The following is a 14,767-nucleotide window of genomic DNA, read 5'->3' as shown; positions in this document are numbered from 1 at the left end:
ATGTACGAACTCTTCACGAACCTCGGCTCGTGGCTGACCAGCGGCACCCAGTGGTCCGGCTCCGACGGCATCGCCCACCGGCTCGCCGAACACCTCCAGTACTCGCTGCTCGCCACCCTCATCGCCGCCGCGATCGGCCTGCCCCTCGGACTCCTCATCGGCCACACCGGCAAGGGCGCCTTCCTCGCCATCAACCTGGCGTCGTTCGGGCGCGCCCTGCCGACCGTCGGCCTGGTGGTGCTGGTCTTCCTGGCCGGCGGGCTGTCGATGCTGCCCGTGTACGTCGCGCTGGTCGCCCTGGCGGTCCCCTCGATCGTCACCAACACCTACGCGGGCATGGCGGCCGTCGACCCGGAGGTGAAGGACGCGGCACGCGGACAGGGCATGCGCGGCCACCAGGTCCTCCTCCAGGTGGAGCTGCCCCTCGCGCTCCCCCTGATCATGACCGGCCTGCGGCTCGCGCTCATCCAGGTCGTCGCCACGGCGACCATCGCCGCGTACGTCTCCTTCGGCGGCCTCGGCCGCTACGTCTTCGACGGCCTCGCCCAGCGCGACCTCGTGCAGGTGATGGGCGGCGCGGTGCTGGTCGCCGTGGTCGCCGTCACGCTCGACCTGCTGCTCTCCGGCCTCCAGCGCTTCCTCTTCCGCCACCGCACCGCCTAGGACACCGCCCATGAACCGTCGTACCTTCCTCGGTGGCCTTCTCGCCGCCGGCTCCGTGCCCGCCCTTGCCGCCTGCTCCAGCGGCATCACCTCCCTCAACGAGCAGAACGGCTCGACCGCCGGCGGTGGTTCGAGCAAGGGCGGGATCACCATCGGCACCGCCAACTTCACCGAGAACCAGGTGCTCGGCTACCTGTACGCGGCCGTGCTGGAGCAGGCCGGCGTCAAGGTCAAGGTCCGCCCCAACCTCGGCACCCGGGAGATCGTGATCCCCGCGCTCAGGGCGGGCGACATCGATCTGCTGCCCGAGTACCAGGGCGCCCTGCTCAACTACCTCGCCCCCAAGGACGACTCCGCCGAGCCCGGCACCATGCAGAACGCGCTCACGTTGGCGCTGCCCGCCGGCCTCCAGGTGCTGCCGTACGGGCAGGCGGCCGACTCCGACTGCTTCGTCGTCACCCGGGCGACCGCCCGGAAGTACGGGCTGACCTCGCTGGCCGACCTGGCCGGGCAGAACGGCAAGCTGGTCCTCGGCGCCGCGCCCGAGGTGAAGAAGCGGCGGGTGGGCGTGGTCGGCCTGAAGGAGGTGTACGGCGTCGAGTTCAAGGAGTTCAAGTCGCTGGACTCCGACGGACCGCTGGTCAAGGGCGCCCTGAAGAAGGGCGATGTGGACGTGGCGAACCTGTTCACCACCGACACCGACATCGAGGCCGAGGACTGGGTGGTGCTGACCGACCCGAAGAACCTCGTCCCGAGCCAGCACATCGTCCCGCTCATCGCCGACCGCAAGGCCGACGACACGGTCCGCAAGGCCCTCGCCCGGCTCGGCAACGTGCTCACCACCGAGCAGCTCACCCAGCTCAACAGCCAGGTCGACAACGACAAGAAGGACCCGCAGGACGTGGCGAACGCGTACGCGAAGCAGAACGGGCTGACGCGGTAGACGAGGTCCCGGGTCGGGTCCCCCCGGTTGACCCGACCCGGAAGAGGGGGTTGTCCCCCGTGCGGGCCGCCCGCGCTCCCTACCGTGGAAGTCCATGACGGGATGGGAGACCACCATGGACGCGCGCGACAGCGGGACCTGAAGAAGGAACTCGACGCCGCTCTGCAGACCCGCAGGGAACGGGGCGAGGAGTACGAGTCCGCGCTCGTGGACTCCTTCCTGGAGAAGGTCGACCAGCGCATCGACGCGGCCGTGGAGCGCCGGGTGCGCCGGGGATTCGCGCAGGCGCAGACGGCGACGGCCCGCGACTCCCGGCTCCCCCAGGGCCACCGACTTGTGCGTTCTCATCGGTTTTGTGACTGGCAAGGCATTGTGGACTGGGAAGCTGTAGGTAGCTGAGAATGGTGTGTGCTCTGTTGAATGCAGCTCGACCTGCAGTGATGCAAGTCAATTGAGAGAGATGCAGATGCAGCGAGAACGCTTGGCTTGGCTTAGCTCAGCTTGTTCTTTATGTTTGAGTCGATTTCATTCGATTATGCTCTCGGGTCGTTTCACGGTCTTGCCCACGTCGTAGGGGGTGGCGGACCGCTGGATCTTCGAACCAAGTGGCTTTCCAGGGCTCGGAGTTGAGGGTTTGGGTGCACGGGCCGGACAGTGCAGGTGCGGGCGGAGGTTCCGAAACCCCCGGCGGACTCGGGCCGGGGTGAGCCGGCCAAGCCCGACGGGCTTCTCCCACGGCCGCCGTAAGTCGACGGCGGCCTCGCGGAGAAGGCGGATCTGGGTGTGGGCGGCGATGATCAGCCAGGTCCAGCGCTCGCCGGCCTCGGGGGTTCGCAGCTTCGGACGGATCCACCCGAGGGTCCGTTTCATCAGCCTGAAGAGGTGCTCGATGTCGAACCTCCTCAGGAACGCCTGCCATCGCACGTCGACGTCCTCGCTGTTCAGGCTGGTGGCGAACGACCATAGCCAGAGCGGGAGCGGGTCGCCTCCGCCAGGCAGGCGGTCGACCTGGAGGCGGCTCAGCGTGCCTTCAGTGATGGGGAGTTCAACGGTGTGGTCGATCCAAGCGGAGCGGGTGGTCAGACGGGGGTGGATGCGGTTCCAGGCCATCGCGCGAGCAGTGCCGTACCGGTCGGTGACCTGCGTCGTGGCCGCGTCCGGATCGCCCCAGGTCTCCGGCTTGGCGAAGCGGAACTCCTTGCCGTGCTTCGGCGGCCGCCCGCCCTGGGGATAGGACAGGGCGTACTCCTTGAGCGAGGGCGTCGGCCGTCGCATGACGCGGTCGGAGCGCATCCTCCCCAGCACCTCGACCGGGAGACCGTCGAGGGGATAAGCCATGCGCGGGGCGTCGTAGCCGGCGTCGAAGACGATGAGGATGTCGCGATCACCGACGTGCCAGCGGCCCATCTCGATCAAGTCCGTGACCACACGGCGGAGCTGGGTGGCGGTGACCTCGGCGACGTCGTCCTCGGGCCCGAGACGGACGGCATCCAGCAGCTGGCACCAGGACGTCCGGCCCGATTCGGGGCGGCGACGAAGGAGTACGGCCAGCCGGGGATGAACTGGTCCGAGGACCGTCCGCTGCGGCCGTAGACGTGGCAGAACAGACGCTCCGCGCTGGTCGGCCCGTCGGGGCGGAGCCAGTTGCTGACGTCGACCGCCAGGACGAGGCGCCCGTCAGCGGCCGCGGCATCGGCAGACCGGCCAGCACCTGCCGCAGCCGGGGCACGTCCACGTTCCCGTGGTGCAACGCCTCGTACGTCGCGCCGTGCCCACGCCGGTGCTCGGCCACCAGCGTCAGGTCCACCGGCGAGGTCACCGGACCGTCTGCGCAGAGCAACGCGTCGATGAGGTCGAACAGTTCGTCCCCGCGCGCCGTCAGGCAGTCGAATAAGTCCTCCCGGAAGCGTGACGCTTGCGCGAACGCATCCCCAGGACCGTCGTCAGGCAGCAGACTCACCCTCACGGGGCTCCCGAGCACCAACGACACCGTTCTGATCCACCCACTCGACCTTCGGCTTCAAGCCGCGGGACACCTTCGTGACCAGCCGCATCACCGGCAGCCGGTCGTAGCGGCCTGCCTCCTGTGCCCGCTGAACGGCCCACGCCCGCTCCGATGCCACATTGCCTCGACCTGGCCGACGGAGTCGACCGAGGCGTAGAAGGTCCGGCTGCTCTTCGACCTCGTCAACGCACCCGCGAGTCGCCCGTGCATGTAATGAGCGCGCGGGTGTCGTGGCTGACGCCGCGGACCTGGGGCCTCTGGTCCGACATCGGGCTACGCGGCCACACCCGCGCGGAGTCGCCGCTTCGGAGTGGGAGTCGCGCACTGAGCTGCGGAACACCAGTTTCGTGCAGCTGCTCTTGAGCTCGGGGATGAGGCGACAGGAGGGCGGCGCCCTGCTGCTCTTCGAGCTCCCGGCTCAGCAGCTCCTGGAGGAAAGCGACGCCGCAGGTTCTCGCGGACTACCGGCACTGGCGGTGCAAGGCCACGGAGAACCCGGGCCGGATCAGCGGCACGAAATGGGACCGCGAAGCGGCGGCGTTCACCAAGCTGTTCAAGTGGGGGAAGGTACATCCGCTTCCGGTGGACATCTCCCGGTATGATCCCAGCGAGGAGAGAAAACTCAGCAGCGGGCGGTAATCCGTTCCGTAATTCCGCTTCGTATCCCGTTCCAGATTCCGGAAGACCGCCGACCGCACGAAATCGAGGAAATCCCGGTCCACCATGCCGTCCGGTCTGATGTACACCGGATCACCTGGCAGCAGGCCCATCCGTGCCACCGCCTCCGGCAGGTCCCGTATCCCAAGGACGGCCTCCGTCGGCGGCGTTCCCCACCGTCCCGGACCGGGTACCCACACCACATGCCACTCGCTCACTCCGAGCCCCTCCTGACGTGCTTGAACATGTCAGATCATCAGGGAAGCCCAGGCCTTGTGCACGGGCTCCCCGGAGTGGGAGCGCATGGGCGTGGGCTGGCCGCACAGTGCGCACGGGCGGTCCTGCCAGCGGTCGAAGTGCTGGCTGTCGCGCCATACGAGAAGCTCGCCGGGAGCCGGGATCAGGCCCGGCTCGAACGGCGGCTTCTCCTTCTTGCGTCCCGTGCGGGTCACGGCCGGAAGGCGGGCAGTTGCTGGAGCACCTGCGCCAGCAGGTCCGGCGTCGGCCTCCAGGCCGGAAGCGCACCCGTGGCAGGCACCGGCAGGGCGAGCTCCTGGACGTCCTCGAGGACCAGGTGGTGCGCGCCGCGCTCCGCCCACGGGCTGGTGCACCGCTCCGGACCCTGGTCCAGGTGGCAGCCCGTGAGACGGGCGACGCCGATGACCGCACCGAGGTGCAGTTCGCGGCCGCGGATCGCGGTGGCGACCAGCGGGTCACGCAGCACGGCGGGCTCCGGCTTCTTCTTCCCTGCGTGGATCAGGACCCAGCCCTCCTTATCTAGAGCTGCCGAGCATTTGCGCAGGCCATGGCATTTCAGGAGGCGAGGGACGTTGGGCACGTTCCGTTGCGAGAGGCGGGAACGGAGGGCGGCCCCTGCGCACGTCGGAGCGCAGACACAGGGATGACCAATTTCAGGAGATCAATGGGTTTTTAACTAGGGAACCCGGGCCTCAGGAGCGCGCGAGGAGTCCGCGTTCCAGGGCGACGACGACGGCGCGAGTGCGGTCGCTGACGTCGAGTTTCGCGAAGACCCGCAGAAGATGCGTCTTCACCGTGGCCTCGCCGATGACCAGGCGACGGCCGATCTCGGCGTTGGACAGGCCGTCCGCGACGGCGTTCAGCACGTCCCGCTCGCGGGCGGTGAGCACGACCGGCTCGGGGCGGCGCATCCGGGCCACGAGGCGCTCCGCGACCTTGGGCGCGAGGACCGTCTCGCCGCGCGCCGCCGAGCGGATGGCGTCGGCGAGCTGTTCGCGGGTGGTGTCCTTGAGGAGGTAGCCGACGGCGCCGGCCTCCACGGCTCGTTCGATCTCGACGTCTGTGTCGTACGTGGTGAGGATCAGCACCCGGGTGGCCGCCGGCAGGGCGACGATCTCGGTGGTGGCAGCCGCGCCGTCGAGCACCGGCATGCGCAGATCGAGGAGGGCCACATCGGGGGCGAGCCGCTCGACGAGGTCGACGCCCTCGCGGCCGTCGCTCGCTTCGCCGACGATCTCTATCGTGGGTTCGTTGGTCAGCAGGGCGATGACTCCGGCGCGCATGACGGCGTGGTCGTCGACCACGACCACGCGGATCGGGTCGTACGCGGTGTCGGTCATGGTCAGTCCTGACTCTGCGTGGGAAGGCTGGCGAGGACACGGGTGCCGTCCCCGAGGGAGCTGGTGACGGCGAGTTCGCCGTCGAGTTCGGCCAGCCGTCGGCTCATGCCGTCGAGGCCGAAACCATGGGATTCCTCGACGGCGAAGCCGCAGCCGTCGTCGGTGATCTCCAGTTCGACACCGCCCGCGAGTTCGGTGAGGACGACGCCGACGGTGGAGGCGCCCGAGTGCTTGCGCACGTTGGCGAGGGACTCCTGCGTGCAGCGCAGCAGGGCGACGCGGGTGCGCTGGTCCAGGTCGATGTCGGGCAGTTCGGCGGTGACGGTGAGGCCGGTGTCCTGGACGAAACGGTCCAGGGTTCTACGCAGGGTGGTGGCCAGCGAGCCGGCCGCGACGCCGCTCTCGGGGGCGGAGCCGACGAGTACCCGGGCCTCGGCCAGGTTCTCTCGCGCGGTCTGCTCGATGGAGGTGAGCTGCTCGGCGCAGCGTGCGGGGTCGGTGACGGTGGCAGCGCGGGCGGCCTCCGCGAGCACCACGATGGAGGCGAAGCCCTGGGCGAGGGTGTCGTGGATCTCCCGGGCGAGCCGTTCGCGCTCCTCGGCCGCGCCCTGCCGCTGATATGCAGCCGCCAACTCCTCCTGGGTGTCGGCCAGTTCGGCGGTCAGTTGCTCCTGCCGCTCGTTACTCTGGCCGACGAAGAGGTGTACCCACAGCCCCAGACCCACACCTGCGGCGTAGGCAAGGACGGTGAACACCGTGTTCCCGGTGAGGAATTGAGGGCTCCAGCCCTGGCCGAGCGTGCCGCCGAACACGGTGAGGGCCGCGGCGGCCCCACTGAGGGTGATCGCGTCCCGCGGGGCGCGGGTGAAGAGCCAGAACTGCGGCAGGGACACCACGTAGAAGGCGGCCCCGCCGTCCAGCAGGTAGGCCGCCGCGCCCAGGACGAGCGCGAGGACACCGAGGTAGGTACGGGGACGTAGGAGGGGGTTGTCGGGTCGGGTGAGGAGGACGGTGTGACACAGCGCGATCAGGGCGAGCAGGCCGAGTAGCCAGTGCCTCCGGGCCGGCGACGCATCGAGCACGGCGACGGCCGGGGGCAGCAGACCGAACATGATCCAGCCTGCCAGGTTCCAGCGAAGGACACGGTCCTGGGTGAGCCGGTCACCCGGCTGCTGCCGCCACTGAGTCACGGTGATTCACCTCGTTCGTACGGGAGTTGAGGGGCCGACGGTCGAGTCGATCAGCTTACCGATTCCAGGGGGCGGGAGGCCTGTTCGGTGCTGTGGCGGGCACGGCGCACTCCTTGGGAGGGCCACCAGTTGGCCTCGCCGAGCAGGAGCATCAGGGACGGCAGGACCAGCATCCGGATGACGAAGGCGTCCAGGAGGACGGCGACCGCGAGGCTGAAGCCGATCTGCTTCATCTCGATCAGGTGCAGGGCCGCGAAGCTGGCGAACACCGTGACCATGACCGCGGCCGCGCTGGTCACCACGCCCGCCGAGCTGCCGATGCCCTCGACCACGGCCTTGCGGGTCGGGACTCCGCGCAGGGCCGCCTCCCGGATCCGGCTGATCACGAAGACCTGGTAGTCCATCGACAGACCGAACAGGATCACGAAGAGGAACAGCGGGACCCGGGAGCCGATCGACCCGGTGGAGGTGAAGTCGACCAGACCCTCGGCCCAGGTGTGCTGGAAGACCATGACGAGGATGCCGAGCGAGGCGGCGGCGGAGAGGAGGTTGAGGACGATGCCGACCAGGCCGAGGACCACGGAGCGGAACGCCCAGACGGTCATGACGAAGGTGACCAGGAGCAGTGCCCCGATGATGAGGGGCAGCTTCTGTTCCTGGTGGGTCGGGTAGTCGGTGTAGCGGGCGACGTCACCGGTCACCGCGGTCTTGGCGCCCTTCACCCGGCCGACGGTCTCCGGGACGTACTTGTCGCGGATGTCCTTGAGCGAGGACTGGGCCTCGTCGCTGCTGACGTAGTGCGGGACCTGCAGTTGGAGCATGCTGATCCGCTTGTCGGGCGACGTGGTCAGCCGGGAGGTACCGCTCAGGCGCGGGTCGTCCTTGACGTCGGCGGCGAGTTCGCGCAGCGCGGCCGTCACCTCGGGCGAACGGTCGGCGTCGGCGCGGACGACGACCTGGTGCATGGACTTCAGCTCCGGGTAGGCCGCGTTCAGCCGGTCGTAGACCTGCATGGCGACGATGGAGCGGGAGTGCGTCTCGCGGCCCATGTCGGTGAGCTTGAGGCCGAGGACCGGGGCGGCGAGGGCGAGCAGCCCGACCACGGTGACGGTGAGCGTGGCGACGGGGTGCTTGGCGACGGGGCGCAGCACGGCGGCGGTCAGCCGGCCGGGGCCGGTCCTGTGCGCCTTCTGCTTCTTCGGCGCGAGCCCACGAACCGCCCGGCGCTCGGCTCGGCGCTCGGCGCGCATGCCCAGCTTGGCGAGGACGGCGGGGAGCACGGTCAGGGAGCTGACGATGGCGACGAGGGTGACGACGATCGCGCCGGTCGCGATGGACGAGAAGATGACGTCGTCGGCGAGGTAGAGGGTGGCGCTGGAGACGGCGACGGCGAGACCGGAGAGGACGACGGCCCGTCCGGAGGTGGCGGCGGCGAGTTCGACGACGGCCTGCGGGCTCAGTTTGCCGTCGGCGCGCGCTCGCTCCTCACGTTCGCGCTTGAGGTAGAAGAGCGTGTAGTCGACGCCGACCGCGAGGCCGATGAGCAGGATGACGTTGGTGCCGACGCCCGCGTCGGGGAAGACGTGCGAGGCCACCATCGACAGGCCGACGGCCGCGGCGATCGAGGACAGGGCGAGCAGCAGCGGAACGAGGGCCATCGCCACGGAGCTGAAGACCAGCAGCAGGGTGATGAGGGTGACCGGCAGGGCGATCATCTCGGTGCGCGAGAGGTCGTCGCCGCGCAGCTTCTCGACGCCCTTGCTGATGGACGGCGATCCGGTCTCCTCGACGCGAAGCCCGGGGTTGGCCCTCTGGACGGCCGCCGTCTGCGCGATCAGCGGGTCGACGTGCTTCTTGCCCTCCAGCTCCGGGCCCTTCATGGTGACGGTGACCCGCACCGCCGTGTTGCCCGCGCTGCGGACCGGGTCGGCGACGGAAAGCACCTCGGGCAGCTTGGCCATCCGGGCGGCGACGTCGGCGGCGGCCGAGTCGGCCGCGGCGATGTCGAGCTTTCCGGCGCCCGGCTTCGCGGTGATCAGGACGTGTTCGACGGGGCGCTGTTGTAACCCGCCCTCCGCGGCGATCGCCTCGCCGCGTCCCGCCTCTCCGATGCGGAAGTCCTCGGTGGTCGCCGCGTTGGTGCCGACGGAGATGCCGATACCGAGGCACAGGACGACGAACACGAACCAGCCGACGATGCCCCGCCAGGGGTGGGCGGCGCTCCAACGAGCCATGCGTACGGGAAGATTCTTCATGTCGTCCATGCTCTTCGTCGGGGGTGTGGCGCCGACAGCAGCGACCGGTTGAACTTGAGGTCCACCGACTGGTGGACCCCCGTCCGGCTCACGGGAAGCTGAGGGTGTGGAAGACCGTCACGTTTGTCCGGGCAGGTGACAGCTGCCGGGTAGTCATGTGGACGGCGCGGCGCCCTTGCTCTGGCTTTTGATCATCTGCCGGAGGCTGGTGCGGGCGGCGGTGAGCTCGTCTTCGAGCTCGGTCACCCGGCGTGCGAGGCCGTCGGTCTCGGCGGTCTTGGCACGGACAAGTGCTTCCAACTCGGCTTTGGATTGGTTGAGTTCATGGACCCGCGTGGTGAGATCGGCGGCGCCGATCTGGTCGAGCTGCTGGCCGAGGTGGAGGCGCGCGTTGCGCAGGAGCTGGTCGCGTTCGGCGCGGAGTTTGCTGATCTCCTCGCGGGCCAGTTCGAGATCGACGCGGAGGCTGGTCGAGCTGGCCGAGTTGTCCCGCCTGGAGGGGCGAGGCGGGACCTGTCCGCTGATGGCGGCCTCACGTGTTCGCGCACGCCGTCGGCATGGGTGAGCCACGAAGAGACGCCGGCGGTACGAGCGACGGAAGTGTGTGTGATCTTCTCTCCGCCCTGTTGAAGAGACCGGATCGCTTCAAGGACGCGGGCTCGCTTGGCCCGGCTGTCCCGGCGCCGGGCTTCCTTCAGGACCTGCGCGGGAGTCCGGCTCTGCGCGCTCGAGTTCGTCGCCGACGACTTTGTCACGAGGGCCTTCGGTTGATCACCCTCAACGAGAGGGTGGTGCGTCCGCGGCTGGCTCGCGCCTTTCTCAGCACGGCACTGGCCTCTTCGACCTCCTGGCGTTCCTCGGAGCCCATCGCGTCCAACTGCTTGCGCATCGCGCTCAGGAGCTGTTGGAACGCGGCGATCTGGTCGCTGAGGTTGCGGGTGACGAAGAGGTCGGCGTCCATCGCCTCGGCGGTGAACCGGTCGGCCCTCAGCGAGTTGATGTGCTCCTCGATGGCCGGGAGATAAGAAGGGTCGGGCAGGTAGAAACCGCAGCCCGCGCACTGGAAGCGGATAGGACACGCGCTTCCGCCGGCTTTGACGTTGGATGGTTCGCGGCAGTTACCGAACGGCACTGTGACGGAGCGTGCCTCGTAGGCGGTGTTCGATGTGATCGGCGCCGGCTTGCCCGAGCGGTCGACGACGTGCATCCGCATCGTGGTGACGGCCTCGCGTTTCCGCTTCAGCGAGACCTCGTAATAGCCAATCGTGGTGCTGAAGTTCCGGTGATCCATCAAATCGCGCAGCACGTCGGGGGCGACCCCGGCGTCCGCGTGCCGCTGGCGTAGGAGTGTCGGAAGGCATAGGGGTAGATCAGCGAGCGGTCGAAAGACAGCGGCGAACCGTCAGGGCCAGGGCCATCCGTGGTGAGGCGAGGGATGCTGTCGACCCATTGCCGCAGGGTCTTGGAGAGGTTGCTGGTGCTCATGTGGGCCTGGGCGTGGTCGGCGGTGACGGCAGGGAAGAGGTAGCGGGCACTCTGGGCGGGAACGTCGAGCCGGGCTCGGATCGGTAACCATGCCCGGATGGCGGTAGCGGTCTGCTCCTCGATCGGGAGCCGTCGGCGATGGCGCTTGCTCTTGTGGTTGTCCCAAATCAAGTCCGGCCCATCGGTGCCGTCCTTGACGCAGTTCCGGCAGAGGCTGCAGATCTCGCCGGGGCGGCAGCCCGTGTCACGAAGCACGATGTAGGCGGTGCGGAACATGTTCCGGATCTGGTCCGCGGTGAGCTGCCCGTAGGTGATCTCCCTGCCGAGGAAGTCGATGTGCTGGTCAGCTGCGCGATAACGGGCTCGGGGATGGCCTTGCCCTCGTTGTCCTCATCGTCATCGTGGCCGATGTCGTGCCAGCGTTGCCTGCTCAACGAGGTGGGGACGCCGTTCATGAGGCCAGTGCGACGGCCAAAGTCCAGCAAGCTGAACCAGTGGTGGGCCATGCCGCGCTGGGTGCCGCGCGCCATGATCTCCCCGTCCTCGCGCCGCATGACCCGGATGCCGTCCACGACGGTGTCCATATCCGCACCTCCAAGGCGGCCGGGCTCGGTTCCTCCGCCGGGTCGCGCCGCGAGGCGACCGGACGCCATGGCCGTGACCCTGACGGTGTCCCGCAGGCGAGCAGTGGCGGGATCGGTGTCCCTGGCCCAAGTCAGGGCCAGTTCACGGAGCCAGGGCTGGCTGATGGCGGTGAAGTCGACCAGGCCGCGGGTGGCCCGGCGGCGCCCCGACTTCGACTGGCTGGAAAGGATGCTGATCGCGGTCAGATCCCAGAAGTGCTTATCCCTGGGTTTGATGCCGCACATCTCCTCGTGACCGATGTGCAGCGTCCTGTGGATCTCCTTCACGTGGGCATTGGTGCTGGACGAGGTGCCTTTCGACGTGAGCACCAGGAGGTCGCCGAGGTCGGTGCCCAGCAGGTGGGGAAGGTGCGCGAGAGCCTTGGCCATGAGCCGGACACTGGTCGGGTCGGCCTTGGCGCCGCGCGCGTCACGCTGCTGGAGCCCGTAGAGGATCTCCCAGCGCATCACCGGCGAGAACGGGACCAGCGAGAACTGGTGGGCGTAGAGGAACGGCGTCTGCCGGGCGACCCACTCCTCGACAGGCTCGTCAGGGGCTTCACGCCCGTACTTGTAGTGGTGGTAGGAGCAGATCGTCTTGAGCCCCCACCGTTCCTGTTCACACCGCATCACCACGCAGGACGGGGCGCCTTCCGTGCACGGCTCCGGGCCCGTGCGGGCCCAGACCTCGGCGGCGACGCCGGATTCACGTACGGCCTTCGTGCTCCAGACCCGGTAGTGCCTGATGCAGAGCCGTTGGCAGTACCTCGGCTGAGCGCATCGCTGCCCATCGCGTTCGACGATGCAGCGAACCTGAAACCGGCCTGGCGAGCCCTTGCGCCGGTCAGGGACATGCTGGGCGACGAACGTCGCCTCGTCCAGACCGCTGGCTCGCCACTCCCGGATGCAGGGAGAGCACATGCCGCGGCTGTTGCTGACCGAGGCGCAGGCCACCGTCACGCACTTCTGGGCGACGGTGCGTTCGTTGTCCGGGTCTCCGTTGAAGAAGAGCGTCGCGGCGTCCCACTCGCCGGGTCGCCAGGCAGGGCCGACACGATCGCTGAGCCAGGCAGTCCAGCCCTTGAGATCCAGGGTCGGCGGCTCGACCAGCAGTGTCGCGGCCTCGCTCGGGATAGTCATCGTGTCTCCCGGCGCCGGGCGGCCGTGCGCTCGACGGCGTCGCGTTTGTCTCGGTCCGTGGCGTGCAGATACGGCTGCATCACTCGTCGCTCTGCGTGACGGCACATCTTAAGGAACAAGCTCAGAAGCTGTGTCGGAACCCGGTGATCCGTGACGCTGTGACGGGCGGGAGGTGCGACCACCGTGATTACGGCAGATCGGACGCCCGAAGCATCACGACTGGGCCATTTGGGGGATACAGCATATGACCCTTGTCACCCGTTTGACATTATGGGTCACTTTGGGTAGTGGAACCGGTGAGCCGCCCATCCTCTGCCGGGGAACGTGCTGTAGGTCGCCGCGGTTCTCTCGTGTGGCCGTTCGGCCACGAGGACCATCGGCCGCCTCGAGCGCGGGCCGCATTGCCGCAGGCGGAACCCCGCAGCGGCATCAACCGACGTCCCTGTCCCGGGACTGCGTCTCCGCCCGGGCAGTGGCTGCGGTTCCCCGATACGTGCTCAGAAAGGCTGCGCCATGACCGTCTTGACCCGACCTGATCCGCTGCTGGCCACCGTCGCGCTGCCACGGCAACGCTCCACGGTGCTGCCACCGGCTGACGCCACCATCCCCGTCGGCAGCTCGCCACTGGGGGTGACACTGACCCCGGACGGGGGACGCGGCTACGTCGCCAACCGGGCATCGAACACCGTCAGCGTCATCGACACCGCCACCAACGCCGTCACCGCGACCATCGCGGCCACCGGCGGTCCGACCCTCCTGGCGGTCTCGCCGGACGGCACCCGCGCCTACGTGACCCTGTTCGACGACGGCGCCCTCGGCGTCATCGACACCGCCACCAACACCCTCACGTCCACCATTGCGGTCGGCGCCGGAGCCCTCGGGGTGGCGGTCTCGCCGGACGGCACCCGCGCCTACGTGACCGGCCAGAACGCCGACAACCTCAGCGTGATCGACACTGCCGCCGGCACTGTCATCGCCACGGTGAATACGGGCCCCGTCCCGATCGGCGTCGCCGTCTCCCCCGACGGAGCTGTCGCCTACGTCGGCAACGTCGGCGACAGCTCCGTCAGCGTGATCGACACCGCGACCAACACCGTCACCAACAGCTTCACCGCCGGCGACGTGCCGGTGATCATCGCCTTCAGCCCGGACGGCGCCCGCGCCTACGTCTGCAACGCGGGCGGAGACAGCGTCAGCGTGATCGACACCGCCACCACGACCGTCATCGCCACCATCGGGGTGGGCACCACGCCTCGCTTCGTGGCCGTGAGCCCGGACGGGACCGCCGCCTACACGGCCGACTACGTCGATAACAGCGTCAGCGTGATCGACACCGCCACCAACACCGTCACCGGCACCATTGCCGTAGGCAACGGCCCGGTCTGCATCGCGGTCACCCCCCAGGGGACCCGGCTGTACGTGACGGACAACGCCGACAACGCCGTCAGCGTGATCGCCCTGACGCTCGTGCCCGGCCAGGGCTCCACCGGCGGAGGGCAGGTCGTGACCATCCGGGGTCACGACCTGGCCGGTGTAACCGCCGTGCGCTTCGGCGACCGACTCGCCACCATCCTGGCCAACACCGCGACCTCGGTCACCGTGCGCGCCCCAGCCGGACAGGGCGCGGTCCCCGTGACCGTCACCACCCCCGGCGGCACCGGCTCCTTCGGCACCTTCTACTACCGCCCCGCCCCGCTGCTGACCGGGATCACCACCGCGATGGGCCCCGTCACCGGCGGAGGCACCGCGGTCATCACCGGAGCCAACCTGGCCGGGACCACCTCGGTGCGCTTCGGCTCCAGAGTGGCCGCCATCCAGTCCGTCACGGACACCGCGGTCACCGTCGCCGTCCCCGGCGCTCCCTCCTCCGGTCCGGTGTCCGTCACCGTCATCACCCCGGTCGGCAACGCCAACGGCCTGATCTTCACCTACCTCGACACACCCTCCCTGACTGCCGTCAGCCCCGACACCGGACCAACCAGCGGTGGCACCGAGGTCACCATCACCGGCGCCAACCTCGCCTCCACCCAGGAAGTCATCTTCGGCAACACCTCCGCGTCCTATGTCGTCATCTCCGACCAGAGGATCAGCGCAGCCGTCCCGCCCCACCCCGCCGGAGGAATCACCATCACCATCAGCACCCCCGGCGGCAGCGCTCAGAGCACCTACACCTACCTCGACGGACCCGCCATCTGACCCCGCCGCCGG

Annotated in this window: 14 protein-coding genes and 1 pseudogene; 4 read left to right on the top strand and 11 right to left on the bottom strand. The window is 68.9% G+C overall.

Annotation, left to right across the window (positions count from 1 at the left end):
• The 3 genes from OG852_RS46655 to OG852_RS46645 all read left to right on the top strand — a co-directional run bounded on the left by OG852_RS46655 (window position 1) and on the right by OG852_RS46645 (window position 2,005).
• A complete protein-coding gene (locus OG852_RS46655) occupies window positions 1–663 on the top strand; it encodes an ABC transporter permease (protein WP_330351150.1) in 663 nt (220 codons plus the stop codon).
• A 10-nt stretch (window positions 664–673) separates the two neighbouring features.
• A complete protein-coding gene (locus OG852_RS46650; protein ID WP_330351149.1) occupies window positions 674–1,606 on the top strand; it encodes an ABC transporter substrate-binding protein in 933 nt (310 codons plus the stop codon).
• A gap of 102 nt (window positions 1,607–1,708) precedes the next feature.
• The gene (locus OG852_RS46645) at window positions 1,709–2,005 is read left to right on the top strand and encodes a hypothetical protein (RefSeq protein ID WP_443064628.1); all 297 of its coding nucleotides are present in this window, start codon (window positions 1,709–1,711) and stop codon (window positions 2,003–2,005) included.
• A gap of 126 nt (window positions 2,006–2,131) precedes the next feature.
• Here OG852_RS46645 and OG852_RS46640 read toward each other — a convergent pair.
• From OG852_RS46640 to OG852_RS46590, 11 genes and pseudogenes are all read right to left on the bottom strand, one after another.
• Window positions 2,132–3,566: pseudogene (locus tag OG852_RS46640) on the bottom strand (NF041680 family putative transposase).
• A 506-nt stretch (window positions 3,567–4,072) separates the two neighbouring features.
• Entirely contained in the window at window positions 4,073–4,486 is a 414-nt protein-coding gene (locus tag OG852_RS46630; RefSeq protein ID WP_330351643.1) for a hypothetical protein, read from the bottom strand.
• A 30-nt stretch (window positions 4,487–4,516) separates the two neighbouring features.
• Window positions 4,517–4,720 (bottom strand): hypothetical protein, encoded by a 204-nt coding sequence (locus OG852_RS46625; protein ID WP_330351148.1) that lies wholly within the window; start codon window positions 4,718–4,720, stop codon window positions 4,517–4,519.
• Window positions 4,717–4,992 (bottom strand): hypothetical protein, encoded by a 276-nt coding sequence (locus OG852_RS46620; RefSeq protein ID WP_443064627.1) that lies wholly within the window; start codon window positions 4,990–4,992, stop codon window positions 4,717–4,719. Before OG852_RS46620 ends, OG852_RS46625 begins: the two co-directional genes overlap by 4 nt.
• A gap of 226 nt (window positions 4,993–5,218) precedes the next feature.
• A complete protein-coding gene (locus OG852_RS46615) occupies window positions 5,219–5,866 on the bottom strand; it encodes a response regulator (protein WP_133915517.1) in 648 nt (215 codons plus the stop codon).
• Between the two features lie 2 nt (window positions 5,867–5,868).
• Window positions 5,869–7,056: a sensor histidine kinase gene (locus tag OG852_RS46610; protein WP_330351147.1), complete on the bottom strand. Its 1,188-nt coding sequence runs from the start codon at window positions 7,054–7,056 to the stop codon at window positions 5,869–5,871.
• A 50-nt stretch (window positions 7,057–7,106) separates the two neighbouring features.
• Complete coding sequence (locus OG852_RS46605) at window positions 7,107–9,311, bottom strand: MMPL family transporter (protein WP_330351146.1); 2,205 nt, start codon at window positions 9,309–9,311, stop codon at window positions 7,107–7,109.
• 153 nt (window positions 9,312–9,464) lie between these two features.
• Window positions 9,465–9,881: a hypothetical protein gene (locus tag OG852_RS46600; RefSeq protein ID WP_330351145.1), complete on the bottom strand. Its 417-nt coding sequence runs from the start codon at window positions 9,879–9,881 to the stop codon at window positions 9,465–9,467.
• Between the two features lie 181 nt (window positions 9,882–10,062).
• Window positions 10,063–10,617: a hypothetical protein gene (locus OG852_RS46595; RefSeq protein ID WP_330351144.1), complete on the bottom strand. Its 555-nt coding sequence runs from the start codon at window positions 10,615–10,617 to the stop codon at window positions 10,063–10,065.
• Entirely contained in the window at window positions 10,602–11,072 is a 471-nt protein-coding gene (locus OG852_RS51120; RefSeq protein WP_443064626.1) for a tyrosine-type recombinase/integrase, read from the bottom strand. The genes OG852_RS46595 and OG852_RS51120 overlap by 16 nt, the downstream gene beginning before the upstream one ends.
• Window positions 10,964–12,559: a hypothetical protein gene (locus OG852_RS46590; RefSeq protein WP_330351143.1), complete on the bottom strand. Its 1,596-nt coding sequence runs from the start codon at window positions 12,557–12,559 to the stop codon at window positions 10,964–10,966. The genes OG852_RS51120 and OG852_RS46590 overlap by 109 nt, the downstream gene beginning before the upstream one ends.
• Before the next feature lie 513 nt (window positions 12,560–13,072).
• Between OG852_RS46590 and OG852_RS46585 the strand changes: the two genes are divergently transcribed.
• Window positions 13,073–14,755, top strand: a complete 1,683-nt coding sequence (locus OG852_RS46585) for an IPT/TIG domain-containing protein (RefSeq protein WP_330351142.1) — start codon at window positions 13,073–13,075, stop codon at window positions 14,753–14,755.
• The last annotated feature ends 12 nt before the right edge of the window (window positions 14,756–14,767 follow it).

It is taken from the genome of Streptomyces sp. NBC_00582 (assembly GCF_036345155.1).
Classification (GTDB): domain Bacteria; phylum Actinomycetota; class Actinomycetes; order Streptomycetales; family Streptomycetaceae; genus Streptomyces.
This window is presented reverse-complemented; position numbering and strand designations above follow the sequence as displayed.

Coding starts and splice junctions, on each gene's coding strand:
- OG852_RS46655 (WP_330351150.1), top strand. CDS start 1: ATGTACGAACTCTTCACGAACCTCGGCTCGTGGCTGACCAGCGGCACC.
- OG852_RS46650 (WP_330351149.1), top strand. CDS start 674: ATGAACCGTCGTACCTTCCTCGGTGGCCTTCTCGCCGCCGGCTCCGTG.
- OG852_RS46645 (WP_443064628.1), top strand. CDS start 1,709: ATGGGAGACCACCATGGACGCGCGCGACAGCGGGACCTGAAGAAGGAA.
- OG852_RS46615 (WP_133915517.1), bottom strand. CDS start 5,866: ATGACCGACACCGCGTACGACCCGATCCGCGTGGTCGTGGTCGACGAC.
- OG852_RS46605 (WP_330351146.1), bottom strand. CDS start 9,311: ATGAAGAATCTTCCCGTACGCATGGCTCGTTGGAGCGCCGCCCACCCC.
- OG852_RS51120 (WP_443064626.1), bottom strand. CDS start 11,072: ATGTTCCGCACCGCCTACATCGTGCTTCGTGACACGGGCTGCCGCCCC.
- OG852_RS46590 (WP_330351143.1), bottom strand. CDS start 12,559: ATGACTATCCCGAGCGAGGCCGCGACACTGCTGGTCGAGCCGCCGACC.
- OG852_RS46585 (WP_330351142.1), top strand. CDS start 13,073: ATGACCGTCTTGACCCGACCTGATCCGCTGCTGGCCACCGTCGCGCTG.